20 protein-coding genes are annotated in these 25,835 nt (G+C 71.7%); 14 read left to right on the forward strand and 6 right to left on the reverse strand.

All coding sequences use genetic code 11. The annotated features are described in order from the left end of the window. Window positions 1-427 precede the first annotated feature (427 nt). From ABZ154_RS09465 to ABZ154_RS09505, 9 genes are all read left to right on the forward strand, one after another. A complete protein-coding gene (locus tag ABZ154_RS09465; RefSeq protein ID WP_356830631.1) occupies window positions 428-1,474 on the forward strand; it encodes an iron-containing redox enzyme family protein in 1,047 nt (348 codons plus the stop codon). Window positions 1,475-1,508: 34 nt separating this feature from the next. After that, window positions 1,509-2,201: a 2OG-Fe dioxygenase family protein gene (locus ABZ154_RS09470; protein ID WP_356830633.1), complete on the forward strand. Its 693-nt coding sequence runs from the start codon at window positions 1,509-1,511 to the stop codon at window positions 2,199-2,201. Between the two features lie 73 nt (window positions 2,202-2,274). After that, on the forward strand, window positions 2,275-3,177 hold the full coding sequence (dapF, locus tag ABZ154_RS09475; RefSeq protein WP_356830635.1) for a diaminopimelate epimerase: 903 nt from the start codon (window positions 2,275-2,277) through the stop codon (window positions 3,175-3,177). Next, window positions 3,174-4,316, forward strand: a complete 1,143-nt coding sequence (locus tag ABZ154_RS09480) for a pyridoxal phosphate-dependent aminotransferase (protein ID WP_356830637.1) — start codon at window positions 3,174-3,176, stop codon at window positions 4,314-4,316. Before dapF ends, ABZ154_RS09480 begins: the two co-directional genes overlap by 4 nt. A gap of 2 nt (window positions 4,317-4,318) precedes the next feature. Continuing rightward, window positions 4,319-7,498, forward strand: coding sequence for an amino acid adenylation domain-containing protein (locus tag ABZ154_RS09485; protein ID WP_356830639.1), 3,180 nt, complete (start codon window positions 4,319-4,321; stop codon window positions 7,496-7,498). Beyond that, window positions 7,491-8,903 carry a serine hydroxymethyltransferase gene (locus tag ABZ154_RS09490; protein ID WP_356830641.1) on the forward strand — a complete coding sequence of 471 codons (1,413 nt, stop codon included), beginning with the start codon at window positions 7,491-7,493 and terminating at the stop codon, window positions 8,901-8,903. Before ABZ154_RS09485 ends, ABZ154_RS09490 begins: the two co-directional genes overlap by 8 nt. Then, the gene (locus ABZ154_RS09495) at window positions 8,900-11,299 is read left to right on the forward strand and encodes a non-ribosomal peptide synthetase (RefSeq protein ID WP_356830643.1); all 2,400 of its coding nucleotides are present in this window, start codon (window positions 8,900-8,902) and stop codon (window positions 11,297-11,299) included. The genes ABZ154_RS09490 and ABZ154_RS09495 overlap by 4 nt, the downstream gene beginning before the upstream one ends. Next, window positions 11,296-12,111 carry an alpha/beta fold hydrolase gene (locus tag ABZ154_RS09500; RefSeq protein WP_356830645.1) on the forward strand — a complete coding sequence of 272 codons (816 nt, stop codon included), beginning with the start codon at window positions 11,296-11,298 and terminating at the stop codon, window positions 12,109-12,111. The genes ABZ154_RS09495 and ABZ154_RS09500 overlap by 4 nt, the downstream gene beginning before the upstream one ends. Further along, a complete protein-coding gene (locus ABZ154_RS09505) occupies window positions 12,108-13,436 on the forward strand; it encodes an MFS transporter (protein ID WP_356830647.1) in 1,329 nt (442 codons plus the stop codon). Before ABZ154_RS09500 ends, ABZ154_RS09505 begins: the two co-directional genes overlap by 4 nt. A 51-nt stretch (window positions 13,437-13,487) precedes the next feature. On the opposite strand, the gene ABZ154_RS09510 is transcribed toward ABZ154_RS09505, so the two are convergent. After that, window positions 13,488-15,107, reverse strand: coding sequence for a BTAD domain-containing putative transcriptional regulator (locus ABZ154_RS09510; protein WP_356830649.1), 1,620 nt, complete (start codon window positions 15,105-15,107; stop codon window positions 13,488-13,490). Window positions 15,108-16,003: 896 nt separating this feature from the next. On the opposite strand from ABZ154_RS09510, the gene ABZ154_RS09515 reads away from it, so the two are divergent. Next, complete coding sequence (locus ABZ154_RS09515; RefSeq protein ID WP_356830651.1) at window positions 16,004-16,783, forward strand: TetR/AcrR family transcriptional regulator; 780 nt, start codon at window positions 16,004-16,006, stop codon at window positions 16,781-16,783. Window positions 16,784-16,805: 22 nt separating this feature from the next. Here the strand turns inward: ABZ154_RS09515 and ABZ154_RS09520 are convergent, their stop codons facing one another. Together ABZ154_RS09520 and gcl are read right to left on the reverse strand one after the other, a co-directional pair. Continuing rightward, window positions 16,806-17,723, reverse strand: a complete 918-nt coding sequence (locus ABZ154_RS09520) for a pyridoxamine 5'-phosphate oxidase family protein (RefSeq protein WP_356830653.1) — start codon at window positions 17,721-17,723, stop codon at window positions 16,806-16,808. Window positions 17,724-17,888: 165 nt separating this feature from the next. Then, a complete protein-coding gene (gene gcl, locus ABZ154_RS09525; RefSeq protein WP_356830654.1) occupies window positions 17,889-19,673 on the reverse strand; it encodes a glyoxylate carboligase in 1,785 nt (594 codons plus the stop codon). Between the two features lie 261 nt (window positions 19,674-19,934). Here gcl and ABZ154_RS09530 point away from each other — a divergent pair, with 261 nt between their 5' ends. The 3 genes from ABZ154_RS09530 to ABZ154_RS09540 all read left to right on the forward strand — a co-directional run bounded on the left by ABZ154_RS09530 (window position 19,935) and on the right by ABZ154_RS09540 (window position 21,533). Then, entirely contained in the window at window positions 19,935-20,645 is a 711-nt protein-coding gene (locus ABZ154_RS09530; RefSeq protein WP_356830763.1) for a hypothetical protein, read from the forward strand. Window positions 20,646-20,720: 75 nt separating this feature from the next. Beyond that, window positions 20,721-21,326 (forward strand): GNAT family N-acetyltransferase, encoded by a 606-nt coding sequence (locus ABZ154_RS09535; RefSeq protein ID WP_356830656.1) that lies wholly within the window; start codon window positions 20,721-20,723, stop codon window positions 21,324-21,326. Between the two features lie 9 nt (window positions 21,327-21,335). Continuing rightward, window positions 21,336-21,533 carry a hypothetical protein gene (locus ABZ154_RS09540; RefSeq protein WP_356830658.1) on the forward strand — a complete coding sequence of 66 codons (198 nt, stop codon included), beginning with the start codon at window positions 21,336-21,338 and terminating at the stop codon, window positions 21,531-21,533. Window positions 21,534-21,620: 87 nt separating this feature from the next. Here the strand turns inward: ABZ154_RS09540 and ABZ154_RS09545 are convergent, their stop codons facing one another. Then, entirely contained in the window at window positions 21,621-21,818 is a 198-nt protein-coding gene (locus ABZ154_RS09545) for a hypothetical protein (protein WP_356830773.1), read from the reverse strand. After that, entirely contained in the window at window positions 21,815-23,491 is a 1,677-nt protein-coding gene (locus ABZ154_RS09550; RefSeq protein ID WP_356830660.1) for an AMP-binding protein, read from the reverse strand. The genes ABZ154_RS09545 and ABZ154_RS09550 overlap by 4 nt, the downstream gene beginning before the upstream one ends. 132 nt (window positions 23,492-23,623) lie before the next feature. Between ABZ154_RS09550 and ABZ154_RS09555 the strand changes: the two genes are divergently transcribed. Then, window positions 23,624-24,472 (forward strand): helix-turn-helix transcriptional regulator, encoded by an 849-nt coding sequence (locus ABZ154_RS09555; RefSeq protein ID WP_356830661.1) that lies wholly within the window; start codon window positions 23,624-23,626, stop codon window positions 24,470-24,472. Between the two features lie 98 nt (window positions 24,473-24,570). Here the strand turns inward: ABZ154_RS09555 and ABZ154_RS09560 are convergent, their stop codons facing one another. Then, window positions 24,571-25,692, reverse strand: coding sequence for a winged helix DNA-binding domain-containing protein (locus ABZ154_RS09560; protein ID WP_356830663.1), 1,122 nt, complete (start codon window positions 25,690-25,692; stop codon window positions 24,571-24,573). Window positions 25,693-25,835 lie beyond the last annotated feature (143 nt).

Consider the following 25,835-nt stretch of genomic DNA (forward strand, 5'->3'; position numbering starts at 1 on the left):
CCCGGGGACCGTCTTCTGACCTGAAGGAGACGCCCTCACCCGGCTCCGATCGCCGCCGCCGCGGTCCCTGTCATACCCGAGCACCACTTCTCCACCACCCCCTGAACGAGGGCGCGGAGTACGGATACGGTCCCGTACTGCGCGCCCTCTTTCGGCATGCCTCCGGCCAGGTCCGGGCGGCCTCCCCCCGCACCGCACCGGGTGGCCTGAATCCATATAGACCGCGTACAGAGTCTGCCCAGAGGTCTGCGGGCACTATGGGCGCGCATTGACCGCCTCTGCCGTTCTGGCACACACCCTGCCCGGCACATCAGGGCCGTGTGCGGTGCGATACCCCTTCCTCCTCCCTCCTCTCAGCACGACAGACGGCTACCCGCACAGCACGTACGGCACGTCACAGTCATCAGGTGAATACAAGGGGAAGCAGATGCTCGAAGTTGGTACCTCCCGGGCCGGGACCGAGCCCGCCACCGGCTTTCTGGCCACCGTCGACGAGGTCACCGCATTACTCGCGACAGCGGCAGACAAGGTCGACTCGCACGTCGAGGGCGATGCCCGCACCGCCCTCCTCGGCCGGGTGGCCGAGATCAACAAGGCTGCGGCCGCGAACGATCAACAGGCCCTTTATGCCCAGCAGTTCCTGCTCGACCGGGTCTACCGGCTGCACACCAAGCTGACGGACCGGGAGACCGCCGAGGGCTCGGTCGTCGTGCACGAGATCGGCCGGCAGCTGGAGGCCGCGACCGCCGAGGCGCAGGACCGGCTGATCGAGCCGGGGCTGCTGGAGGAGGCGCCCACCGAACCGCGGGCCTACCTCTCCTGGCTGAAGAAGACCGCACGTGAGCACCGGGTGTACAAGCACCCCTACTACCACGAGTTCATCCGCAACCGGGCCACCGAGTCCGACCTGCGCAACTACGTGATGCAGGAGTCCGTGGTCGACGGCCGCTTCGACGATCTGCTGGCGATGATGCAGGTCGGTACGGCGGGGGCCGCGAAGATGGAGATCGCCTCCAACTTCTGGGACGAGATGGGCAACGGGGACCACGCCCAGGTCCACACCACGCTCTTCAACAAGATCTTCGAGGTCTTCGAGATCCCGGACGAGGAGCTGGAGCGCTCGCTCACCGCCAACTCGCTCCTCAACGGCAACCTGGCCGTCCTGCTGTGCCGATACCGCGCCCTGTACCCGGAGGCCGTCGGCTATCTCGGCATGACCGAGTGGATGGCGCCGGACCGGTTCGTCCAGGTCGTGCACGCCTGGGAGCGGCTCGGCCTGCCCGATGTCGGCATCGTCTACCACCGGCTGCACATCACCATCGACTCCCAGCACGCCCAGGGCTGGTTCCACAACGTGGTGCTGCCCGCCGCCGAGTCCCCCCGGATGCGCCGGGCCATCGCCCGCGGCATCCTGTGGCGGCTCAACTCCTCGGCGACATACCTGGACGAGCGGATGCCGTCGGTCACCGCCTGACATCACGCCACCACCCACCAGGAGGGGAGAGCACATGCCACTCGGCGCCGAAGGATTCACCGTCATCGACCTGCCCGAGGTCGCGCCCGACATCCTGCCCAGCTACGACCGTTGCCCGGTCGACGACTACATGGGCAACGGGACCCGCTTCAAGCGGTTCTCGCAGTACAAGCTCACACCCGCCGAGAACGAGAACTGGTCGTTCAAGCGGCTTCCGCACCGCGACTACACCACGTACAAGAAGTTCAACCCGGTCGGTGGCGGTATTCGCCGCGTCTACGAGCCGGTCGAGGTGGACTTCACCCCGCTGATCTCCGAGGGGATCCGCGAACTCGGTCTGGACCGGTCCGAGCCGTGGCAGATCAACGTCCACCAGAACCGGACCCGCGCCGACGGCGGCAAGCCGGGTCCGCTCACCCCGGAGGGGGTGCACCACGACGGGCACGAGTTCGTCATGATCGCCATCCTGAACAAGGTGAACGTGGCGGGCGGCACCACCCGGCTGTGGAAGCCGGGGGCGGACGCGCCCTTCTGGTCGGGGACGCTCGACGCCGGCCAGGCGGTCCTGCTGGACGACCGTGGGCTCGCCCACGACGTCACCGACGTCCTCTCCGCCGACGGCGGGCCCGGCCACCGCGACATCGTGATCATCGCCTTCTCCCGCTGGGCGGAGAAGTGGTACGGCGAGGAGCACGACGCGGCGGCGCTGGAGGAACAGGACGCCTGATGGACGGGGCCGTTCCCGGCGGCAGCACGCGCCGGGAGCGGCCCTGTCCCCCGCCACCTACCTGAGACGAGTCATGACCGACTTCTTCAAGTATCAGGCACTGGGCAACGACTACGTGGTGATCGACCCCCGCTGCACCGACGTCCCCGTCTCGCCGGAGTCCGTACGGCTCGTCTGCGACCGGCACTTCGGCATCGGAGCGGACGGGGTGCTGCACGGCCCGCTGGAGGAGCCCCGCCCCGGGGTTCCGGTCCGGCTGGCCCTCTTCAACTCGGACGGCTCCGTCTGTGAGCGCAGCGGCAACGGGCTGCGCATGTTCGCCCTGCACCTGGCCGAGCGGGAGCCGGAGACGTGGGCGGGCGGTGAGCCGTTCACGCTGCGCACGGCCGCGGGCGACAGCCCCGTACAGATTCTGGATCCGGCGGCCGGGACCGTGCGGATCGGCCTGGGGCAACCCCTGTTCGAGGCCGGCGCCCTGCCGCTGCTGGACGAGGACGGCACCCCCGCCGAGGGGCCGACGCTCTCCGTGCCGCTGACGGTCGGGGAGCGGAAGCTGACGGTGACCGCGCTCCACAACGGCAACCCGCACACGGTGGTGCCCGTGGCCGAGCCGACCGCCGCGCTCGCCCGGAGCCTGGGCCCCGAGATCGCCGGGCACGCCCGCTTCCCGCACCGCACCAACGTGCAGTTCCTGCGGGTGGTGAGCCGGGGCGTCCTGGAGATCGAGGTGTACGAACGGGGTGCCGGTTACGCGCTGGCCTCGGGCAGCAGTGCCTGTGCCGCCGCCTCCGCGGCCCGGGAACTGGGGCTCTGCGACGACCGGGTGGAGGTCCGCATGCCGGGCGGGAGTGTGACCGTGGCCCTCGCCCCGGACGGGTCCGTGACGCTGACCGGGGACGCCCAGCAGGTGGCGAGCGGTGTGTTCGCCCCGCCGCTGCGCGCCCTGCTGGACCGGACGGCGGAGGCCGACCGGTGAGCCTCACGGATGAGTACCCGATGCAGCGGTGGGTCTTCGAGGACGCCGCCGGACGCTTCGACATCGACCTCGGGGACAGCAACATGCTTCCGGGACGGCTCGACCAGCTCGCCGTGGACCCCGGCCTGGAGCTGGACTACGGGCACGACCGGGGCATCGGCGCGCTGCGCGACCGGGTCGCCGATCTCTACGGCGGTGACCCCGCCTCCGTACTGATCACGCAGGGGGCGCAGCAGGCCCTCTACCTCGTCTACGCCTCCCTGCTCACCCCAGGCGCGCAGGTGATCGTCTACCGCCCGGGGTGGCAGCAGTCCTGGGACATCACCGCCGATCTCGGGTGCCAGGTCGACTGCGCCCCCTACCGCGACGACCTCACCTTCGACGTGGAGGCCGCCGCCGCGCTGGCCGGCCCCAGGCTGCGGCTGATCGTCGCCAACTCCCCCTGCAACCCCACCGGCCGGCGGATCACTGATGCCGATCTGCGTGGGCTGCTGGAGCTGGCGGAGCGATGGGACGCCTATCTGCTGCTCGACGAGGAGTACGCGCTCGATCTGAGGGACTCCCCCGCGGTCGGCAGCGACCGGGTGGTCTCGGTCTCCAGCCTCTCCAAGGTGTACGGCTTCCCCGGTCTGCGGGTCGGCTGGCTGTACGGGCCGCCGGAGGTCGTCGAGGGGTGCGCGCGCCGCAAGTTCCTCTCCACCATCGCCAACTCGGTGCTCTGCGAGACGCTGGCCTGCGATGTGCTGGACCACCGGGACCACTATCTGAGCCGGTACGCCGACATCACCGGCCAAGGGCTCAAGCTCGTACGGGAGTTCGCGGAGCGCAACGCGGACGCCGTACAGCTCGTGGAGCCCGAGAACACCCCGTTCGCCTGGCTCCGGCTGACCACCGGGGAGCAGCCGCTGGCGCTCTGCCGCCGGGTGCTGGACGCCGGGGTACTGCTGATGCCCGGCGAGACCCTCGGGGCCTTCGACGGCTTCCGGATCTGTTTCGCCCGCGATCCCGAGGCCGTGACCGAGGGGCTGAGACGGATCGAACCGCTGCTCCGCCCCTCCCCTCATGTCCCCCCGCCCGCTGCTCCCTTCAACGGACAGAACAGCAAACAGAACAGCAACCTGCCGAACGGAGTCCTGTGACCATGAGCGCGTCGGACGCTGACGAGTCCCGTATGCATCTGTCCTTCGGGCAGGAGCAGTTGTGGTTCCTGGACCAGATGAACCCCGGGGAGACCACCTACAACGTCCCCACCGCCTACCGGCTGCGCGGCCCGCTGGACCTGCCCGCGCTGGAAGGTGCGCTCAACCTCCTCGTGGCCCGTCACGACCAGCTGCGGGTGACCCTGCACGCGGTGGACGGCGTGCCGCACCAGGTCGTCGCCCCGGCGAAGGACACCCCGCTGCCGGTCACCGACCTGTCGGGTCTCACGGCCGACGAGCGGGAGCAGGCGCTCGACCAGGCGCTCAAGGCGGAGGCCGACACCCCGTTCGACCTGGCGGCCGGTCCGGTGCGCCGGTTCCAGCTGTTCCGGCTGGCCGACGAGGAGCACGTCCTCTCCCTCAACTACCACCACATCGTCACCGACGGCTGGTCCGGCGGGGTGATCAGCCGGGACATCACCGAGGCGTACCGGCAGCTACGGGCGGGCCTCACCCCCGACCTGCCGGCCCCGGCCGCCACCTACGCCGACCATGTGGAGCGCCAGCGGGAGCAGCGCTCCTCGGGGCAGTGGGAGAGCGAGCTGGACTTCTGGCAGGAGCGGTTGGCCGGTCTGGAGGCGCTGGAGCTGCCCGCCGACCGGGTCCGCCCGGCGGAGCCCACCCGCAGCGGCGAGACCTTCACCGTCAGCTTCCCGGCCGACCTGCTGGGCCAGGCCCGCTCCCTCGCGCAGGAGCAGGGCGCCTCGCTGTACATGGTGGTGGCGGCTGCGCTGAAGGTGGTGCTGGCCCGGTACAGCGGCCAGGACGACATCGCGATCGGGGTGCCGATGCTCGGCCGTACCGATCCCGAACTCGAGGACGTCGTAGGCCTGTTCATCAATATGACGGTGCTGCGCTCGGATCTCTCCGGCGGGATCACCTTCGCCGAGCTGATCGAGCGGATCGCCGACAACAACCTCGATGTGTACGACAACCAGGACGTGCCGTTCGACCATGTCGTCGACCGGGTTCAGCCGGTGCGGGACGCGGGGCGCAACCCGCTGTTCCAGATCGCCGTGCAGCTGCTGGGCGAGACGACGACCGGGGACGCGCTCCAGCTGGACGGACTTGCGACCGAGTCGATCCTGGTCTCCGGCGGGCGGTCCCGCTTCGATCTGTCCTTCAGCTTCATCGAAGGCGCGGACCGGCTGCGGCTGATCGTGGAGTACGCCACCGACCTGTACGACCGGCGCCGGGTCGAGGCCATGGTCGAGCACTTCCGGACCGTGCTGGGCGCGGCCGCCGCCGACCCGGACACCCCGGTGTCCAAGCTGCCCCTCCTCTCCGATGAGGAGCGGCGCGAGCTGCTGGAGGCCGGGCGCGGGGCCGACTTCGACTACCCGACCGAGCCGGTGCACGCCACCATCGCCCGCATCGCACGCGAGCACCCCGACCTGGTCGCCGCCGTGTGCCGGGGCAAGGAGATGACGTACGCCGAGCTGATCCGGCGATCGGACAAGCTCGCCCGCCACATCCGCTCGCGGGGCGTGAAACAGGAGCAGGTCGTCGCCATCGCGATGGACCGGGACCTGGACGCCCTGGTGGCGATCGTCGGCGTGATGGTCTCCGGGGCCGCGTACACGATCATCGACCCCTCGCACCCGAACGCGCGCCTGGACCACATGCTGCGCGACACGGCCGCGCCGCTCGTCATCACCCGGGACGCCGACGTCGGTGATCTGCCGCCCTCCAGCGGGTGGGAGGTCCTGCGGATCGACACCGAGTGGGAGACGGTGGAGGCCGAGGCCGACGACGTACCCCTGGAGGAGTGGGCGGAGCCGACGTCGCTCGTCTATGTCCTCTACACCTCCGGGTCGACCGGTAAGCCCAAGGGTGTGATGATCGAACAGCGCGGGCTGCGCATGTTCATCGAGGCCTACCGGCGGACCTTCGGCGAGTGGGGTCACACGGACCGGCTGCTCCAACTCCCCGCACTCACGTTCGACATGTCGCAGGGCGAGATCTTCGCCGGGCTGATCAGCGGGTCCGCGATGGTACTGGTGGCGCCCGAGGACGCCTCATCGCCGGAGTCGCTGGGGGCGTTGATGCGCGACCAGCGGGTGACCTACGCCGGGCTTTCGCCGGCGATCCTGTCGCTGGTGGAGGCGGAGCCGTATCCGGACCTGAAATACATCATGGGCGGGGCGGAGGCGCTGCCGGCCGAGCTGGTCAACAAGTGGAACCTGCCGGGTCGCCAGTTCGTGAACCTGTACGGGCCGACCGAGGCGTCGGTGGCGACCACGGAGTATCTGTGCGAGCACCGCGAATGGAAGTCGTCGCCGCCGATCGGGCGCCCGGAGTTCAGCCGGCTGCACTATGTGGTCGACAAGGAGTTCAACCTGGTGCCGGTCGGTGTCCCGGGTGAGCTGCTGATCGGCGGGGACGAGGGCCTCTCGCGCGGCTACCTCAACCTGCCGGAGCTCACGGACGAGAAGTTCGTGCCGGACCCGTTCCTCGGTGAGGGACGCGTCTACCGCACCGGTGACCTGGTGCGCTGGACGCCCGACCTCCAGATCGACTTCATCGGGCGCCTGGACAACCAGGTGAAGCTGCGCGGTCTGCGCATCGAGCTCGGGGAGATCGAGTCGGGGCTGCTGACCCACCCCAAGGTCCGGATGGCGCTGGTGCTGCTGCGCGAGGACGACGGGGAGAAGCAGCTCGTCGGTTACTACACGGTCCTCGGCGACACCTCGCCGACCGTGGCGGAGCTGCGGGACCACCTGGGGCGGACGATGCCCGAGTACATGGTGCCGACCGCGTGGGTGGAGCTGGAGGAGTTCCCGCTGACCCCGGCCCGCAAGATCAACCGGGCGGCGCTGCCCGCCCCGGTCGCCGCGGGCGGTGCGGTGGACTCGTACGTCGCCCCGGCCACCCCGACCGAGGAGAAGGTCGTCGAGGTCTTCGGGACCGTGCTGGCGCAGGAGCGCGTCGGGACCGGTGCCAGCTTCTTCGAGCTGGGCGGCAACTCGCTGCAGGCGATGCGGGCGGTGAGCCGGCTGAACAAGCACTTCAAGGTGAAGGTCAACGTCCGTCTGTTGTACGGCGGTGCCACGGTCGGCGCGCTCGCGACGGCGATCGACGAGCTGGTGGCGAAGGCCGGAAAGGCGGCCAGCCGTGCCTGAACCCGTCCTGACACAGGCGGAGTTGGCGCAGCAGGGATCGGCTGCGCTGAGCGCGGCCGACCCCGAGCTGGCGCGGCTGCTGGACGCCGAGGTGGTGCAGCAGCAGGCGACGCTCGCCATGGTGGCGTCCACCAGCATCGCCGACCCCTCGGTGCTGGCGGCCGCCGGATCGGCCCTGTCCAACGTCACGGCCGAGGGGTATCCGGGGGCGCGCTACCACCCGGGAGCCGCGCAGTTCGACCGGGTGGAGCGGCTCGCGGTGGAGCGGGCCAAGCAGGCGTTCGGCGCGGTGTACGCCAATGTCCAGCCCCACTCCTGCTCCTCGGCCAACCAGGCGGTGCTGGCCGCGCTGGTCCGCCCGGGCGGGACCATTCTCGCCCTGGACCTGGACTCCGGGGGGCACCTCACCCACGGCTCCCCCGCCTCGGTGACCGGGATGCACTACAAGGCCGTGCACTACGGGCTGGACGGTGAGGGGCGGATCGACTACGGGCAGGTGGCGGCGCTGGCCGGGCAGCACCGGCCGAGCGTGCTCATCGCTGGGGCCAGCGCCCACCCCCGTACGCTCGACTTCGCTCGCTTCCGGGCGATCGCGGACTCGGTGGGGGCGTACCTGGTCGCGGACATCTCGCACATCGCGGGGCTGGTGGCGGCCGGGGAGCATCCGACGCCGGTCGATCTGGCGCACGCGACGACGACCAGTACGTACAAGCAGCTCGGCGGGCCGCGCGGTGGGCTGATCCTGATCGGGCGTGAGCACGCGACGCCCGGTCCCGACGGCCGCACCCCGCTGTCGCGGCTGATGCAGCGGGCCGTCTTCCCCCTGTCGCAGGGCACACCGAACCCGGCGGCCATCGCGGCGAAGGCCCGGGCCCTCGCCCTGGTCGCGGAGCCCGCCTTCAAGGAGACGATGCGGCTGGTCGTCGACAACGCGGCTGCGCTCGCGGACGCCCTGTCGGCGCTGGGCCACCGGGTCCTGACCGGCGGTACCGACAACCACATGGTGCTGATCGACCTGACCGGCCGCCCCATGACCGGGGTGGTCGCGGAACGGGCCCTGGAGGAGTGCGGCATTCTCGCCAACCGGAACCGGGTCCCGGACGACACCCGGCCGCCGCTCGTCACCAGCGGGCTGCGCCTGGGCACCAACATCCTGGCCCAGCGGGGCATGGGCCCGGCCGGGATGCGCAGCTGTGCCGCGCTGCTGCACCGGGTGCTGGAGGCGACGACGGTCCGGGGAGAGCGGGAGTACGTGCTCGACGCCGGGGAGCGGGACGCGGTCCGGGCCGGGGTGGCGGAGCTGTGTGCCCGCCATCCACTGCCACTGGGAGCGGTGTCCGGGGTGCCGGCTGGAGGGGCGCCGGCTCCGGTGGCCTCCGGCGCGCGGGCGGGAGGATTGGCGTGACGCTTCATCACCAGGGCGGATCGGCGCCCCCCGCCCTGCTGCCCACCGACCGGCCCCGGCAGAGCGAGCCCGCCGGGTGCACCGCCCGGCAGCGGGTGGTGCTCGACGGTGCGGCCGGGGCGGCCCCGGAGGAGCTGCTGCTCGCCGGGTTCGCCGCACTGCTCCACCGGTACACGGGCCAGGCGGAGTTCGGCTTCCGTGTCCGTACGCCCGGTGCCGGTTCCGTCCGGCTGAGCTGTGCCATCGGCGAAGACACGACACCGGCCGGGCTCGCCCGGACCATCCTGGAGAGCCGCGAGCCGATTGCGGACGGCGACGAACCGGCCGATCTGGAGCTGGTGCTGCTGGAGCGCAGTGGCGGGTCCTACGTCCACCGCATCGTGCAACTCCGTTATGACGCGGCGCTGTTCGACCAGGAGACCGTACTCCGTCTGCTCACCCACTTCCGTACGCTGGTGGAGGACGCGCTCGCCCGCCCGGAGGCCGCCGTCTCCCGACTGAGGCTCCTCACCGACGGCGAGCTGCGCCGCACCTTGGTGGAGTGGAACGACACGGCGGCCGACCTCCCCCACGAGCGCTGCCTGCACGAGGCGTTCGAGGAGCGGGCGGCCGCCGATCCCGGGGCCCTCGCACTCATCCGTGGCGCGGAGCAGTGGACGTACGGCGAGGTCAACGCGGCGGCAAACCGGCTGGCGCGTCATCTGCGCGGGCTCGGTGCGGGTGTCGGGGGCCGGGTGGGCATCTGCCTGGACCGGTCGCCCGACCTGCTGGTGGCGGTGCTGGGTGTCCTCAAGTCGGGCTCCGCCTACGTCCCGTTGGACCCGGACTACCCGGAGCAGCGGATCGCGGCCATGGTCACCGGCACCTCGTGTGCGGTGATCGTCTCCCGGAGCGGGCTCTCCTCGCGGCTCTCCGATGTGGGGCCACGGGTCGTGGAGCTGGACCGGGACGCGGGGCAGTGGGCCGGTGCCCCGGCCGGGAACGTCAGCAGCGGGGTGGCGCCCGGAGACCTCGCGTACGTCATCCACACCTCGGGATCGACCGGCGCGCCCAAGCCGATCGCGCTCCGCCACCGCGGGGTGATGAACAACATCGCGGACCTCAACTCCCGCTTCTCGGTGGGTACCGGGGACCGCGTCCTCGCGCTGTCGTCGCCCAGCTTCGACATGTCCGTCTACGAGTTCCTGGGGCTGACGGCCGCCGGGGGCACGGTCGTCCTGCCCGAGCCCGCGCTCGCCAAGGACCCGCAGCACTGGGCCGATCTGCTGGCCACGCACCGGATCACGGTCTGGAACTCGGCACCCGCGCTGCTCGAACTGGTCGTGGAACAGCTGGAGCAGAGCGGCGCCCCGCCGCTCGCGGCCCTTCGCCTGGCGTTGCTGGGCGGGGACTGGGTGCCGCTCTCGCTGCCGGACCGGACACGCAAGGCCGCTCCCCGGCTCCGGTTCGTGGCGCTCGGCGGGGCCACCGAGTCCTCGATCCACTCCACACTGTACGAGGTGGGCGAGGTAGATCCGGGGTGGACGAGCATCCCGTACGGGCGGCCGATGGCCAACCAGCGCACATACATCCTGGATGACGGCCTCCAGCCGGTGCCGCCCGGTGTCGCGGGCGAACTCCATCTGGCGGGCATCGGCCTGGCCACCGGCTATCTCGACCGGCCCGAACTGACCGGGGAGCGGTTCTTCGACTGGTCCCACGGCGAGGTCAGGAGCGAACGGCTCTACCGGACGGGCGATGTGGCCCGGTACGGCCCCGACGGGCTGATCGAGCTGCTCGGCCGGTCAGACTTCCAGGTCAAGGTGAACGGCCACCGCATCGAACTCGGCGAGATCGAAGCGGTGTTGAGGTCCCACGAGGCGGTCAGGGAGGCGGTCGTCGCCACCCGCAGGGACGCGGCCGGTGACCTGCGGCTGGTCGGATACGTCGTGCCGCACCCCGGCCGCACGGTCCGGCCCCGGGTGATCAGCGCCCATCTGGCGGGCGCGCTCCCGCCGTACATGGTGCCGGGCGTCGTCCTCGTCCTGGACCGGCTGCCGCTCTCCGCCAACGGCAAGACCGACCGCAAGGCGCTGCCCGCGCCGCCGCCCCCGGAAGACGGGGAGGCGTCGTACGTCGCGCCGGCCACCCCGACGGAGAAAGCGGTCGCCGACATCTTCTCCACCGTGCTGTCGGCCCCGAAGATCGGGGCGAACAGCTCCTTCCTCGCGGCCGGCGGCGATTCGCTCCAGGCCATGCGGGCGGTCAGCCGGCTCAGCAAACACTTCGGGACCAAGGTGAACGTACGTCTGCTCCACGGCGGTGGCACCGTCAGCGGCGTCGCCGCCGCCATCGACCAGCTCCTCGGTTCGGCGCCACCCGCGACAGCACAGGAAGACGGAGGCCGGAAACGGTGACCGCACTCCCCCACGACAGCCTCGTCCCGCTCCGAGCGGGCGGCCACCTGCCGCCCGTGTACTGCGTCCACCCGGTCTCCGGCTCGCCGTACTGCTACACCGACCTGGCCGCGCGGCTCGACCCCGGCACCCCCGTGTTCGGCTTCGAGGCCCCCGGGTTCGACGGTGTCGACGAACCGGCTCAGTCGATAAGGGAGTTGGCCCAGGTGCACACGGCCACGCTCAGGGCGGCCCGCCCGCACGGGCCCTACCAGCTGCTCGGCTGGTCCCTGGGCGGGGTCGTGGCCTTCGAGATGGCCCGGCTGCTGGCCGCCGACGGCGAGGAGGTGCCGCTGCTGGTCGTGATCGACGCGGCACTGCCCGGCACGCAGCCCTTCCCGCCGGGGCCCGCGCTGGTCCGGTACTTCCTCCACGACTTCCTGGGGCTGGTGAGCGGCGGGGCTCCCGAGCTGGACCGGGCGCTGGCGAAGCTCGGCCCGGAGGCGGGGCCGCAGGAGCGGCTGGCGGCCATCGCGGACTCCGGGACCGTACCGGAGGAGTTCGACGCGGAGTTCCTGCTGGAGCGGTTCACCCTGTTCCGGGCCCATGCCCGCTCGATGGTGGACCACGTCATCGACGGTGCCCACGACGGCCCCACCACCCTGGTCAGGGCCGAGAGGTCGGAGCCGCACCTGCTGCGCTGGGAGCCGTACGCAAGCCGGCTCGACCAGCACACCGTGCCGGGCGACCACCACTCCATCTGGCGGGAACCGGGCCTCGTGGCCATCGCGGACATCGTCAACCGGGCGCTGCGCAGGGGAGCTTCGCTGTGAGCGAGGACAACGGCCGCGGCGACGCGGGCACCGCCACCGGCTCCGGGACGAAGGAGGCCGAGCCCCCGCCGCCCCGGAGCCTGTGGCACAACCGGGACTTCCTGGTGTTCTGGGTGGGGGAAGGGCTCTCCCTGTACGGCACCCAGATAGCCAACCTCGCCCTGCCGCTCACCGCGGTCCTGGTCTTCCAGGTCGGGCCCGAGCAGCTCGGCATGCTCCGCTTCGCCCAGCTGGTGCCGTTCCTGGCGCTCGCCCTGGTCTTCGGCGTCTGGGTGGACCGGGTGCGCAAGCGGCCGGTGATGCTGGGTGCCAACATCGTCCGGATGGTCCTCATCGGCCTGGTGCCGCTGCTGTACCACTTCGGGCTGCTGACCCTGCCCCTGCTGTACGTGCTGGCGTTCGGCGTCGGCACGGCGGCGGTGCTCTTCGATGTCAGCTGGATGAGTTACGTACCGGTGCTGGTGAAGGACAAGCGCAGTCTGCTGGAGGCCAACACCAAGCTCAACGCCACCCTGTCCTCGGCCGATGTGGCGGGCCCCGGGATCGCGGGGACGCTGGTCACCGCCTTCTCGGCGCCCGCGGCGATGGCCGCCAACGCCTTCTCGTACGCCCTGTCGGTGATCTCCCTGCTGCTGGTCCGCGCGCCGGAGCCGGATCCTCCGGCGCGGGCCTCGAAGCGGCAGCTGCGCACCGAGCTGGCGGAGGGGCTGCGCTGGGTGTTCGGCAACCGGTGGCTGCGCGCGATCGCGCTCATCGGCTGCTCCTGCAACTTCTTCCTGACCATGGTGCAGTCGCTGTTCCTGCTGTACGCGGTACGGGACAAGGAGCTGTCGGCGGCGACGGTCGGCTTCGTGATGGGCGCGGCGGCGGTGGGCGGCCTGCTCGGCGCACTGATCGCCGGGATGGTGGTCCGCCGTCTCTCGGTGGGGACGGCCTACCGGGTCTCGGTCTCCATCATCTTCCTGGGTCCGCTGCTGATCCCTGCGGCGGGCGGGCCCTCGTGGCTGCTGGTGGGCCTGTTCGTCGCGTCGTTCTTCCTGGAGTACTTCGGCTCCAGCATCTCCAACGTGATCATCGTGAGTCTGCGGCAGAGCATCACCCCGCAGCCGCTGATGGGCCGGATGACGGCCGCGATGCGCATGCTGCTGTACGGCGGCGGGGCGCTCGGCGGGCCGGTCGGCGGGCTGCTGGCCGGGGTACTGGGGCTGCACGCGGCGCTGTGGGTCGCGGGGGTGCTGTCGGCGGCGATGCTCGTGCCGATCATCCTCTCGCCCGTCGGGAAGCTGCGCACGATGCCGACCGGGCCGGAGGACCTCCCGGCCTGACTCCCTCCGGTGGGACGGGTGCGACCGCGCCCGCCCCACCCGGGCCGCCCCCTACCGCAGGACGACGGTGCGGACGTCGGCCATCTCCACCTGCACGGGCGCCGGCGCCTCCCGCCCGGACCCGGCCTCCCACTCGACCAGGCGGATCAGGGCAGCCGCACGGTTCCCCGGTGACTCGCGCTCCGCGCAGGCGGCGGCGAACCGCTCGATGACGGCGGGGAGCGGCACGGCGGGATTGGCCGCCAGCTCCTCCGCCGCGATCCGCAGGGCCAGCGGCAGTCCGCCGCACAGCCGCACCAGTCGCACCGCGGCCGCCTCCTGCCCGCGGAGCCGGCCCCCGCAGAGGCTGGTGAGCAGGGTCGCCGCGTCACGGTCGGCCAGCGGGCCCATGGTCAGCACGTGGGCGCCGTCGCGTGCGGCCAGTCCGCTGAACCGCTGTCTGCCGGTGGCCAGGACACAGGACGAGCCGCGCGGTATGAGCGGCCTCAGCTGGTCGGCGCCGAGGGCCTCGTCGAGCACCACGAGCATCCGGCGGCCGTGCAGCAGGCTGCGGTAGAGCGTGGAGCGACCGGCCACATCGGCGGGCATCCTGGAGCGCTCGACGCCGAGGCTGGTCAGGAGTTGTTCGAGCGCGTCCGACGCGGTCAGCGGCCGGCCCTGCCGGCCCGTGCCGCAGAGGTCCACGTAGAGCTGGCCGTCCGGGAAGCGGTCCAGCAGCCGGTGAGCCAGCTCCAGGACGAACGCCGTCTTGCCTACGCCCGGCGGGCCGTCGACGGCGGCGATGGGGGTGCTCGCACCGTACCCGCCCCGCTCGTCGTCCAACAGCTCCTCCAGCCTCGCGAGTTCGGCCGTGCGTCCGACGAATCCCCGCGCCAACGGCGGTAGTTGTACCGGCCGCGAGAGGTCGGGGGCTTCGCTCATGTGTCTTCGTCCGCGTCGTGGATCCGTGGCCTCCCCCTCCCTGCGCAGCCTCGGGTGACCGGCCAGTATCTGCTGGTGCAGGCTGCGCAGCTCGGCGCCCGGCTCGATGCCCAGCTCCCGGTTGAGCAGTTGCCTGGTCTTGGTGTAGACGGCCAGCGCGTGCGCCTGGCGTCCGCTGCGGTAGAGGGTGAGCATGAGCAGCCAGCTCAGCTTCTCGCGCAGCGGCTCCTCGCCCAGGGCGGCGGAGAGTTCGGCGACCGCCTCCGCGTGGCGGCCCGCCTCCAGCATGTCGGCGGCCCACTCCTCGACGGCGGTCAGCCGGAGGTCCCGCAGCCGGGTCCGCTCCACGGCGGCGAACGGTCCCGGGACCCCGGAGTACGCCTCCCCGCGCCAGAGCGCGAGGGCCTCCTCGTAACACCGCACGGCTTCGTCCGGGCTCCCCCCGATCCGTGATCGGCGGGCCCGGGCGTGGCGGCGGGTGAAGAGCGTGGCGTCCACCTGTTCCGGGTCCATCCGCAGGCAGTAGCCGCCGGAGACCGAGGTGAGGATCGCCCCCGCCTCGCGTCTGCTGCGCCCCGGCTCCAGCGCGCGACGCAGGCCGGCCACATAGGTGTGGACCCCGTTCGTCGCGGTCTGGGGGATGTCACCGTCCCAGAGCGCGTCGACGATGTTGTCGACACCGACCACCTCGCCCGCCCTGCTGGCGAGCAGAGCGAGCACCGCGCGCTGTTTGGGCGGCCCCAGTGGCACCTCCTGGCCCTGCCGCCATACACGTACCGGCCCCAAGAGCTGTATGCGCAACGGTTCCCCCGACGTGGCCAACACTCGGTCGCCTCCTGTGATCGTGTCGCGTGCGCGCCGCACCGCGTCGGTACGGCGGCCGGTTGGTGATGTCCGGGGGCGGCTCGCGCCAGGACCCGGTGGGGCGCCCCGAAAGGCGCCGCGACGGCGCACCGGATCCACGAGGTGGCTCCGGGACCGGCCGGTCCGGCCCACAAACCCTCCGGGAGGGGCGGGCCGGGCGATGGAGCGGGACGGCTCGAATGGCCGCACCCGGGATCCGGGCGCGTGAGGCTCAGGGCCAGTGGCCCGGGCACGCCCCCCACATCGCGCTTCGCGTGGACGTTTCTCCGGCGATTCCCCGGCGCGGGGAATGACATCGGGTGGAATTCAGACACCCGACAGGATTGCGGACTGCGTGATTCCTTTCGCGGCCCGTACCTGCCTTGACGATCAACACGGCCTCGCCGTCGATGACCACTTCAGGCGCCTCTCTTCCGGCCATTCCTGTATCCCTCAGACGTACGCGTAAGATAACAGTAGCGGGGCGATAGTAAGTTGTCACTGACGCCTTTTCGCACTGCCGTTACCGGCCAACTCGGCCCGCGCCGCGGCTCTGTGGCGGGTCCGTGGCGGTTCGCGAGGTGATCCCGACGCGTCCGCGCACTTCACTGCCGGTGGCCGCATATTCCCCGGTCGTCCAGTTTATGTGCAGCACCCTTCTGTCAAGCTCTCCCTTCCAGGTATTCACCTGACCGGCATATGCCGCCGCCTTCCCTGCCCAGGACGCGGATTCGCCTCAGTGGCCGGAACATTCGGCCCGATCCGGCCGGTTCGCAGGTTGCCTCGCGAAGAAAGATGGATGTATGGAGTCCCGCGGACAACGCTCCGGCCGAACCGGCCGCCCACCCCGCCTCTCGCAGGAGGCGATCCTCGTCGCCGCACAGCGCATCCTCGACACGGAGGGTCCGGAGCGCCTCTCCATGCGCCGGCTGGCCCGGGAGATGTCCAGTACGGCCATGGCCCTCTACCACCATGTCCAGGACAAGGACGAGCTCCTCCTGCTGCTGCTCGACGCACACGCCCGGCGCTACCCGCGCCCGGTGCTGCCGAGCGAACCGCGGACCCGGCTCCTCGCCGCCGCCCAGGTGCTGCACGACCTCCTCGCGGACTGTCCGTGGATCGTGGAGGTGCTCTCCTTCGACGACTTCGTCAGCGAGTCCGCGCTGTGGGTCGTGGAGAGCATCGTCGACGCGGCGGTCGAGTGCGGGATGGCCCTGGAGGACGCCGTGTACGCGTACCGCGTGATCTGGCACTACATCACGGGCGAACTCGCCATCCGGGTCAGCCGGGAACGCGTGCGGGCCCGGGCGGAGCGTCCGGAGTACCGTGAACACGCCCTGGAGCTCCTGGACTCGGTGGACTTCCCCCGGCTGAGCGCGGTCGGCAGGCGGTGGGCGGGCCTGACCGCCCGCGACGACCACGGCAAGGGCCTGGAGGCAGTCGTCGCCGGGCTGCTGGAGCAGAAGACCGGGCGGGGAGAGCGGGAGACCGGGCTGCTGGAGCAGAACTCCTGCGGCGCGGGGTGGGAGGCCGAGGCCGTGGCGGCCCCGGCCCATGTCATCCCGGCCTGCCAGTGCTGCTGACCGCCCCGGGGCGACCGGTCGGCTACCCCGGTGCCACCGGCGGGTTGAACCGGGAGAAGTCCGGATCGCCCCAGCGCAGCCGCACCGCGTCCTGGGTCTCCTGGACGGCCTCGATGCGGAACTCCACGATGCGCTGCGCGCCCGGTACGGCGGCCGCCTCCGCTCCGTCCCAGACGGTGTGGGCGGTGCCGGAGAGCTGGAGGAGCGCACCGGTTTCCCAGTCGGGCACCAACAGGCCTGCCTGCGGGCGGAGTTCGAGGTTGCCGAGGGTGAGGAACATGGCGTTGCCCGCATAGTCGGGCCAGCGCAGCCGGGTGGGCGAGACCACCTGGAGGAAGCCGGGGTTGCCGCCCCGGTGCGAGGCGTCCGCGTCGCCGTCCGGGGAGGCGGTGGCGATGAAGAAGCTGTCGGAGGTGGCGAGGGTGAGCTGCTGGACGGTGGTCAGCGCCTCTCCCCGGCGGACCGCCGTGCGGCGGCCGCCCCGGTCCGGCGGGAGCAGAGCGTACTCCCGCTTCTGGAGGTACTTGGGGCAGTTGCCGATCACCTGGTCGAGAGCGACCCGTACGCCGTCGGCCTCGGGGACCGAGGTCCCGTTGAGGCGGATCCGGCGCCGGGTGGCCGGTTCGATGGCGATCATGCCGACCTGGGCGCCGGGCTCCCGGAGCGCCGCGCCGAGCGGGTCGTCGGCAGCGGGCAGGGCGCCGATCGTCAGGGTCCGCGGGTCCGGCACCCCGAGGAGGCCGGGCTCGCCGGTGAGCAGGGTGCTCCAGAGGCGTCCGGAGGCATCGGCCGCGCCGACGACGATCATCGGCTGGCGGGCCAGGAACACCGCCGCCGCGTCGGGGACCGCGTCGCGGATGGCCCGGAGCGAGCCGGCCGCCGGGTCACTCAGTCCGGCCCGGTGCTGAACGGCGAGCTCGCCGTGGTGGTAGTCGGCCATGGCCCGCTCCCCGCCCTTCGACCGCCGGCGGGCCCGCGTCCCGGCCGGGTGGGCCCCCGGGGCGAGCGTACCTCCGCACAGGGGGAAGGCCCCGCCCCGGAGAGGAATCCGGGGCGGGGCCCCCGCTTCAGGAGGCCTTGCGCCTCCGGACCAGGTGACGATGGGTCAGGACACCGTCAGCGGGCGGATCGCGGTGGGGGCGTGGGACGGGTCCGTGGCGATGTCCTCGAACTCGTTGACCGAGGCGATGTCGGTGCCGCTCATCGCGATGTTGGTGACCCGCTCCAGGATCGCCTCGACGACGACCGGGACCCGGAACTCCGCGGCGAGCTTCTTCGCCTCCTCGAAAGCGGGCAGCAGCTGGTCCGGCTCGGTGACCCGGATGGCCTTGCAGCCGAGGCCCTCGACGACCTTGACGTGGTCGACGCCGTAGACGCCCAGCTCCGGGGAGTTGAGGTTCTCGAACTCCAGGTTGACCTGGAAGTCGATGTCGAAGTTGCGCTGCGCCTGGCGGATGAGCCCCAGGTAGGAGTTGTTCACCAGGACATGGACGTAGGGGATGCGGTGCTGCGCGCCGACGGCCAGCTCCTCCAGCATGAACTGGAAGTCGTAGTCGCCGGAGAGGGCGACGACCGTGCCGTCCGGGTCGGCGGTGGCGACGCCGAGCGCGGCCGGGATCGTCCAGCCCAGGGGGCCCGCCTGACCGCAGTTGATCCAGTGGCGCGGCTTGTAGACGTGCAGCATCTGCGCGCCGGCGATCTGGGAGAGGCCGATGGTGGTGACGTAACGGGTCTCGGGGCCGAACGCCCGGTTCATCTCCTCGTAGACGCGCTGCGGCTTGAGCGGCACGTCGTCGAAGTGGGTGCGGCGCTGGAGGGTGGCCTTGCGCTCCTGCGTGGAGGCGGCCCAGACCGATCGGTCCGCGAGCTGCCCCGCGGCCTTCAGCCCGCGCGCCACCTCGACGAAGAGCGTCAGCGCGGCCTTGGCGTCGGAGGCGATACCGAGGTCGGGGGCGAAGATCTTGCCGAGCTGGGTGGGCTCGATGTCGACGTGGACGAAGGTGCGGCCCTGGGTGTAGACGTCCAGCTTGCCGGTGTGGCGGTTGGCCCAGCGGTTGCCGATGCCGAGGACGAAGTCGGACTCCAGGAAGTTCGCGTTGCCGTAGCGGTGCGAGGTCTGCAGACCGACCATGCCGGCGTTCAGTTCATGGTCGTCGGGGAGGATGCCCCAGCCCATCAGGGTCGGGACGACGGGGACACCCGTCAGCTCGGCGAACTCCACCAGCAGCTCGGAGGCGTCGGCGTTGATGATGCCGCCGCCGGCGACGAGCAGCGGGCGCTCCGAGGCGTTCAGCATCTGCACGGCCCGCTCGATCTGCTTGCGGGTGGCGGCGGGCTTGTGCACCGGGAGGGGCTCGTACAGCTCGGGGTCGAACTCGATCTCGGTGAGCTGGACGTCGATCGGCAGGTCGATGAGGACCGGGCCCGGGCGGCCGGTGCGCATCAGGTGGAACGCCTGCTGGAAGACGCCGGGGACCTGGGCGGCCTCCAGGACGGTGGTCGCCGCCTTGGTGACCGGCTTGGCGATCGAGGCGATGTCGACGGCCTGGAAGTCCTCCTTGTGCAGGACTGCGGTCGGGGCCTGGCCGGTGATGCAGAGGATCGGGATGGAGTCGGCGATGGCGGAGTACAGACCGGTGATCATGTCAGTGCCCGCCGGGCCCGACGTACCGATGCAGACGCCGATGTTGCCGGCCTTGGCCCGGGTGTAGCCCTCGGCCATGTGGGAGGCGCCCTCGACGTGCCGGGCCAGCGTGTGCTGCACCCCGCCGGAGGCCTTGAGGGCCGCGTAGAAGGGGTTGATCGCCGCACCCGGCACACCGAACGCGTTGCTGACGCCTTCGCGCTTGAGGATCTCGACTGCCGCACGGGCAGCGGTCATACGAGGCATTGAGTGCTCCTGCTCGGGATTGGTGGAGTCGGGCTCTGTCGCGCCACCTGAGAGCACCAATTCCGTATCGCGGAAATTCAGTTCTGCTATACGGAAGCAATCTAAAACGCCGCGCGGTTGCCGTCAAGAGCGGACGCGGGCACCCATCGGCGGGAAGTGCACCCATTCCCTCCCCGGAACCTCGCTTCTGGTGGACGATGGGATGACGAGGGAGGCACGGAGCGCAGTCGTCCTGCGGGGCCGTGCCGGAGGGAGACGATGGTGACGTCCGTGCCGGTACGGTGCCCGGTCTGCAGCCGGGACCACGCCTACGTCGCAGCGGCCTACCCGTGTCCGTGCGGAGCCCCCACCGCCCCGCCCCTGCTGCCCGGCGCCCCGCCGCTCCGGGTCACGCGGCGCACCTGGGACGAGGACTGGGTCACTGTCCGCTGCACGGCCTGCGACCGGCGGGACCAGTGGCCCCAGCCGGAGCTGTGCTGCCCGTGCGGGGCCCTGCTGCGGATACCCGTGCGACCGGTGGACGAGCCGCCACCCCCGCCCGGGCCCGTCGCCCCGGCGCACATCCCGCTGCCGCGCACCGCCGCCCAACCGCGCCCCTCGTTCCGGCCCCGGACGATCCGTACCGGCCACGACGCGGTGAGCGCGGCCGCCCTCTACCTCACCTGGCTCGGCTACCGCGAGGTGGCCCGGCCCAGGGTGCGCACCGCCGGCGGAATCGATCTGCGGGCCACCGGCCTCGTCGCCCAGGTCGACGCCACGACCCGGCCGGTGGAGCTGCGGGCGGTGGAGTGCCTCTGGCTCAACGCCCTGGGCGCGTCGGCGGCCGGGGTGTTCTTCTCGCTCGCGGGGTACGCGGCCGACGCGCGGGCCCGGGCGGACGGAGTCGGCCTCCCGCTCTTCGTCATGGACCTCACGGGGGCGCCGCAGCCGGTGAACAGTCCGGCGGACGAGCTGGTCAGCACCGGGGCCTGAGCCTCGGGCTCTTCTCGGAGGACGTTTTCGGGCCACCCCGTACCGGCGCCCCGCCCGGCGCGGCACACTGGGTACATGCGTATCCGCTCCGCCAGACGCTCCGATCTCCGCCTTCTCCAGGACATCGAGCGCGCCGCAGGGGAACCCTTCCGCACCCTCGGCATGCATTCCGTGGCCGACGACGATCCGCCCCCGCTCGACCTGCTGGAGAGCTACCGGCGGGGCGGACGGTGCTGGGTGGCCACCGATCCCCTCGCCGCCACCGGTGACCGGCCACTCGGCTATGTGATCGCCGACCCCGTCGACGGGGCCCTGCACATCGAGCAGATCTCGGTGGACCCGGTGGCGGCCCGCCGGGGCGTCGGCCGCTCGCTGATCGACCGGCTCGCCGCGCTCGCCCTCGAACAGGGGTTCACCGCGCTCACCCTGACCACCTTCAGCGATGTGCCGTGGAACGCGCCGTACTACCTGCGCATCGGCTTCCGGGTGCTCCATGAGGACGAGCTCACCGAGGGACTGCGCACGATCCGCGGGGAGGAGGCGCAGCACGGCCTGGACCGCTGGCCGCGGGTCTGCATGCGGCGCGACCTGCTGCCCGCGCGGTCATCGGCACCGGCACCGCCAGCGGCGTCAGCACCGGCGTCCGCGTCGGCGTCGGTCGCTGTCAGTGGTGCCCCGTAGGCTTAGGGCATGGATTTAACTCCACGTCATGCCGTGCAGCCCGCCGTCGCGTCCGCCGCCCAGGCGAACGAAGCCATCCGCGCGCTCGTCGACTCGCGTGCGGGCCAGGACTGGTCCGCCACGGAGGCCGCGACGTACGAGGTGCTGCTCATCGAATGGGCGACGGCGACCCGGTCGGACGGCTCCGACATCATCGAAGCCGCCTGACCGGCCGCACTCCACGGCGACCGGCCGGCGGACTTCAGTCGGCGTACGTCTCCCGCAGCTCCATCTTGCGGACCTTCCCGCTCCCCGTCATCGGGAAGGAGTCCAGGACCCGCAGCCTGCGCGGGATCCGGTCACGACCGGCGCTTCGCGGTTTCCGTGGGCGGCGATGGCCCGGTCCAGGTCGCGGCCGATGGTGTCGCCGAGCACGGCGGTGGTGCCGGTGCCGTGCGCGTAGGACGGGCCGGTCACCTCCGGCAGCCCGCTCCCCTGGGCCGGCTCGCTCACTTCCAGTCCCCCTCGTCGAACTCGGTGCCGGTGCCCAGGGCGGTGCGCTCCCGCAGCTCGACGCGGCGGATCTTGCCGGAGACCGTCTTGGGCAGTTCGGCGAACTCCAGCCTGCGCAGGCGTTTGTACGGGGCGAGGACCGCCCGCGAGTGCTCGAAGAGAACCTTCGCGGTCTCCGGGCCCGGCTCCCAGCCCTCCGCCAGCACCACGTACGCCTTCGGGACGGAGAGCCGCAGCGGGTCGGGGGCGGGCACGACGGCGGCCTCGGCGACCGCTTCGTGCTCCAGCAGGGCGCTCTCCAGCTCGAAGGGCGAGATCTTGTAGTCGGATGACTTGAAGACGTCGTCGCTCCGGCCCACGTAAGTGATGTACCCGTCCTCGTCGCGAGCCCCGAGGTCACCCGTGCGGTAGTAGCCGCCCGCCATGGCCTCGGCGGTGCGGTCCGGGTCGCCGTGGTAGCCGGTCATCAGGCCGACGGGGTGGTCGGAGAGGTTCAGGGAGATCTCGCCCTCCGCCGCCCCCGGCCGGCCGGTGACCGGGTCGAGCAGTTCCACGGTGAAGCCGGGGCTGGGGCGGCCCATGGAGCCGGTCTTGAGACGCTGACCGGGGGTGTTGGCCACCTGGACGGCGGTCTCCGTCTGGCCGAAGCCGTCCCGGATGGTGACGCCCCACTCCCGCCGGACCCTCTCGATGACCTCCGGGTTCAGCGGCTCCCCCGCCGCGACGACCTCGCGCGGCGGGGCCTTCAGCTGTGACAGGTCCGCCTGGATGAGCATGCGCCAGACCGTGGGAGGAGCGCAGAAGCTGGTGATGCCCGAGCGGTCCATCTCGGCCATCAGCCGGGAGGCGTCGAAGCGGGTGTAGTTGAAGATGAAGACGGTGGCCTCGGCGGTCCACGGGGCGAAGAGGTTGGACCAGGCGTGCTTGGCCCAGCCGGGCGAGGAGATGTTGAGGTGGACGTCGCCGGGCCGCAGGCCGATCCAGTACATCGTCGACAAGTGGCCCACGGGGTAGGACGCATGGGTGTGCTCGACCAGTTTGGGCCGGGCGGTGGTGCCGGAGGTGAAGTACAGCATCAGCGGCTCGTCGGCGTCCGTCTCCCGGCCGGGCGTGAAGCCGGCCGGGGCGGCGGCCACGTCCGCGTACGGCCGCCAGCCCGCCACCTCCTCACCCACCGCGATCCGTGTGTACGAGCCGGGCACCTCGTCGAACTTCCCGGTGTCCGCGTCCCGCACCAGCACATGGCGCACCCGCCCCCGCTCCACCCGGTCGCGCAGGTCGGCGGGGCCGAGCAGCGGGGTGGCGGGGATGATCACGGCGCGCAGCTTCATCGCGGCGAGCGCGGCCTCCCACAGCTCCACCTGGTTGCCGAGCATCACGAGGATGCGGTCGCCCTCCCGGACGCCTTGCTTCGTCAGCCAGTTGGCGGCCCGGTCGGAGCGCTCGGACATGACCGCGAAGGAGACCTCGGTACGCCGGCCATCCTCCTCCACGATGTGCAGGGCGGTGCGGTCGTTGTTCTCGGCGATGACGTCGAACCAGTCCAGCGCCCAGTTGAAGTGGTCGGCCCGGGGCCAGCGGAATCCCGCGTAGGCACGCTCGTAGTCCTCGCGGTGCTCCAGCAGGAAGTCCCGGGCGGCCCGGAACGTCTCCGTCGCACTCGTTGCCGACATGTGCCCTCCTCATTGCGGACCGGACCGGTCGATTAACATCATGCAAACAGTGACCCAGGTCTCACCACCCCCGGACGGGGGTGGCGCGATCCCTTCGGCGGGGAGGTACGGGTCGCGTGGGAAGGCGTCGGAGTGCCGGAACCTGTCGATGCGGTGGAGATGCGGACGGCGCTGGCGGGACTGCGCCGCGCGAGCGGACTGCCGGTGACGTTCGGCGGCCTGCTGTCCGATGCCCGCCACGCGCGGATCGCCGAGCTGAACGGAGCGCAGACCAACGCGTTGCGCGGTCTGGTGATCTCGGCCGGGAGCGGCCTCGGCGGCAAGGCCATCGCGCTCGCCCGGCCCTGCGCGGTGACGGACTACCCCCTCTCGCGCCACATCAGCCACGAGTACGACACGGCCGTGGCGGCGGAGGGGCTGCGCTCGGTCGTCGCGGTCCCCGTCGTCGTACGGCGGACGGTGCGGGGCGTGCTGTACGGAGCGCTGCGCACACCGGTGAGCCTCGGGGACCGGACGGTCGACGCGGCGGTCGCGGCGGCCCGTGACGTGGAGCAGGCACTCGCGGTCCGCGACGAGGTCCGGCACCTGCTCGCACTGACCCGGGAGCAGGTGGCCGGTCCCGGTACGGCTCCGGGTGCCTGGGAGGACGTACGTGAGGCCCACCGGGAGCTGCGCGCGCTGACGCCGAGGGTGGCCGACCCGGCGCTCCGCGACCTGTTGGTGGCCGTCTGCGGGCGTCTGGCCTCGGCGTCCGGGGCGCGAGCCACCCCGGCGGCGGCCCGGGAGGTGCGGCTCGCGCCGCGCGAGGTGGACGTCGTGGCGTGTGTGGCGGCGGGCGCGACGAACGCGGCGGCCGCCCGGCAGCTTGGGCTGCGGCCCGAGACGGTGAAGGGGTATCTGCGCTCGGCGATGCGCAGGCTGGGGGCGCACACCCGGGTGGAGGCAGTGGTGGCGGCGCGCCGGGCGGGGCTGCTGCCGTAAAGGCGTTCCCGACGTGCGGTCCCCTGAGTCCAGGCGCCGCGTTCAGTCCGCGTAGTGCAGCCGCCGAAGTCCATTTGCCGAAGTCCAGTTGCCGAGGTTCAGTCGCCGAAGTCCAGGAACGTACCGAACCGGACGTCGTACGAGGTCGCGTCCGTCATCGCCGACAGCATCCCCTCCGCCTCCTCGGTGATCGCCGCCCGCTCCCCCCGCCGCAGGGTGCGCAGTGGCTGCACGGTCAGGTTCGCCGTGTCCCCGTCCCGCCCGACCCGCCAGACCGCCTCGAAGAACCCGTCGACCAGGACGGTCCCGTACGACTGGTTCCCGACGCCGTTGCGGCCCTTGTTCGCCTCCGCGATCAGGCGTGAGCGGTCGTCGTGGCCGAGGAGCACGTTGTCGAACTCGGGCAGGAAGCGCGGCGGGGCGGGCGTGTCCGGGTCGGGGCGCGGGGCGTCGGGGAGGTCGAACAGCTCGGTGCCGTTCTCGTCGCGGAAGGTGAGGAGCCCGGGCCGCAATCGGTCGAAGACCTCCCGCAGCCGGGTCAGCCCCGCCCAGCGCTGCATGTCCTTGACCGAGGCGGGGCCGAAGGCGTTCAGGTAGCGCAGAACGGTGGCGTCCGGCGCCGGGACCGGCTCCGACGGCCGGCCGAGCCAGTGCTCCACCGTGGTCAGGGCCACCTGCCCGCTGCGCCCCCACAGCCCGCGCGGGGTGACCTGGACCAGCGGCAGCAGGCACCGGGCGGCCACAGTTAGCGCGAGCGGATCCGCCTCCGGCCAGCGGACGAGCAGCTCTTCGCGCAGCTCCTTGACCGGGCGGGGGCGCTCCTGCGTCAACTCCCTGCTCACGGCGGCGAGCCGGGCCAGGTCCACCCCGGCCAGACGGCCCCGGAACGCCTTCAGCTCCCGGTCGCGCGCCGCCTGCACCAGCGGACGCAGGGTCAGGGCGTCGTCCGCCGTATGGGTGTGGAGCGTGGAGCGGAGGGTCACGATCCGGACCACCTCACGGGACTCCATGAGGGCGGACAGCTCGCGCGGGTCGAACTCCGCCAGCCGCGCGTGGAGCTGGAAGTACGGCGGCTTGGTGTTCTGCGCCTGGAGCCCGACGAGATGGGCGACCGCGTCCTTCGCGGACATCGTGGACCGGCGCAGCAGGAGCTGGCGGTCCAGGGTCGCCCGGTTCAGCGCACGGGTGGTCAGGAGGGCGGGGAGCTTCTTCGCAGCCATGGCCCGTACGGTAGCGGCGCATGCGGACAAGTACGGTCCGCAAGCTCCGGGGTACGGGGACGGTGGGCAAGCTCCGAGGTACAGGGACGGTCCGAAAGCTGCGGGGTAGGGGGACGGTCCGCAGCTCCGCAGCAGGGCGTTAC

Origin of the sequence: Streptomyces sp. NPDC006261 (assembly GCF_040613515.1) — a bacterium.
GTDB lineage: Bacteria > Actinomycetota > Actinomycetes > Streptomycetales > Streptomycetaceae > Streptomyces.

Coding starts and splice junctions, on each gene's coding strand:
- ABZ154_RS09465 (WP_356830631.1), top strand. CDS start 428: ATGCTCGAAGTTGGTACCTCCCGGGCCGGGACCGAGCCCGCCACCGGC.
- ABZ154_RS09470 (WP_356830633.1), top strand. CDS start 1,509: ATGCCACTCGGCGCCGAAGGATTCACCGTCATCGACCTGCCCGAGGTC.
- dapF (WP_356830635.1), top strand. CDS start 2,275: ATGACCGACTTCTTCAAGTATCAGGCACTGGGCAACGACTACGTGGTG.
- ABZ154_RS09485 (WP_356830639.1), top strand. CDS start 4,319: ATGAGCGCGTCGGACGCTGACGAGTCCCGTATGCATCTGTCCTTCGGG.
- ABZ154_RS09515 (WP_356830651.1), top strand. CDS start 16,004: ATGGAGTCCCGCGGACAACGCTCCGGCCGAACCGGCCGCCCACCCCGC.
- ABZ154_RS09520 (WP_356830653.1), bottom strand. CDS start 17,723: ATGGCCGACTACCACCACGGCGAGCTCGCCGTTCAGCACCGGGCCGGA.
- gcl (WP_356830654.1), bottom strand. CDS start 19,673: ATGCCTCGTATGACCGCTGCCCGTGCGGCAGTCGAGATCCTCAAGCGC.
- ABZ154_RS09535 (WP_356830656.1), top strand. CDS start 20,721: ATGCGTATCCGCTCCGCCAGACGCTCCGATCTCCGCCTTCTCCAGGAC.
- ABZ154_RS09540 (WP_356830658.1), top strand. CDS start 21,336: ATGGATTTAACTCCACGTCATGCCGTGCAGCCCGCCGTCGCGTCCGCC.
- ABZ154_RS09550 (WP_356830660.1), bottom strand. CDS start 23,491: ATGTCGGCAACGAGTGCGACGGAGACGTTCCGGGCCGCCCGGGACTTC.
- ABZ154_RS09560 (WP_356830663.1), bottom strand. CDS start 25,692: ATGGCTGCGAAGAAGCTCCCCGCCCTCCTGACCACCCGTGCGCTGAAC.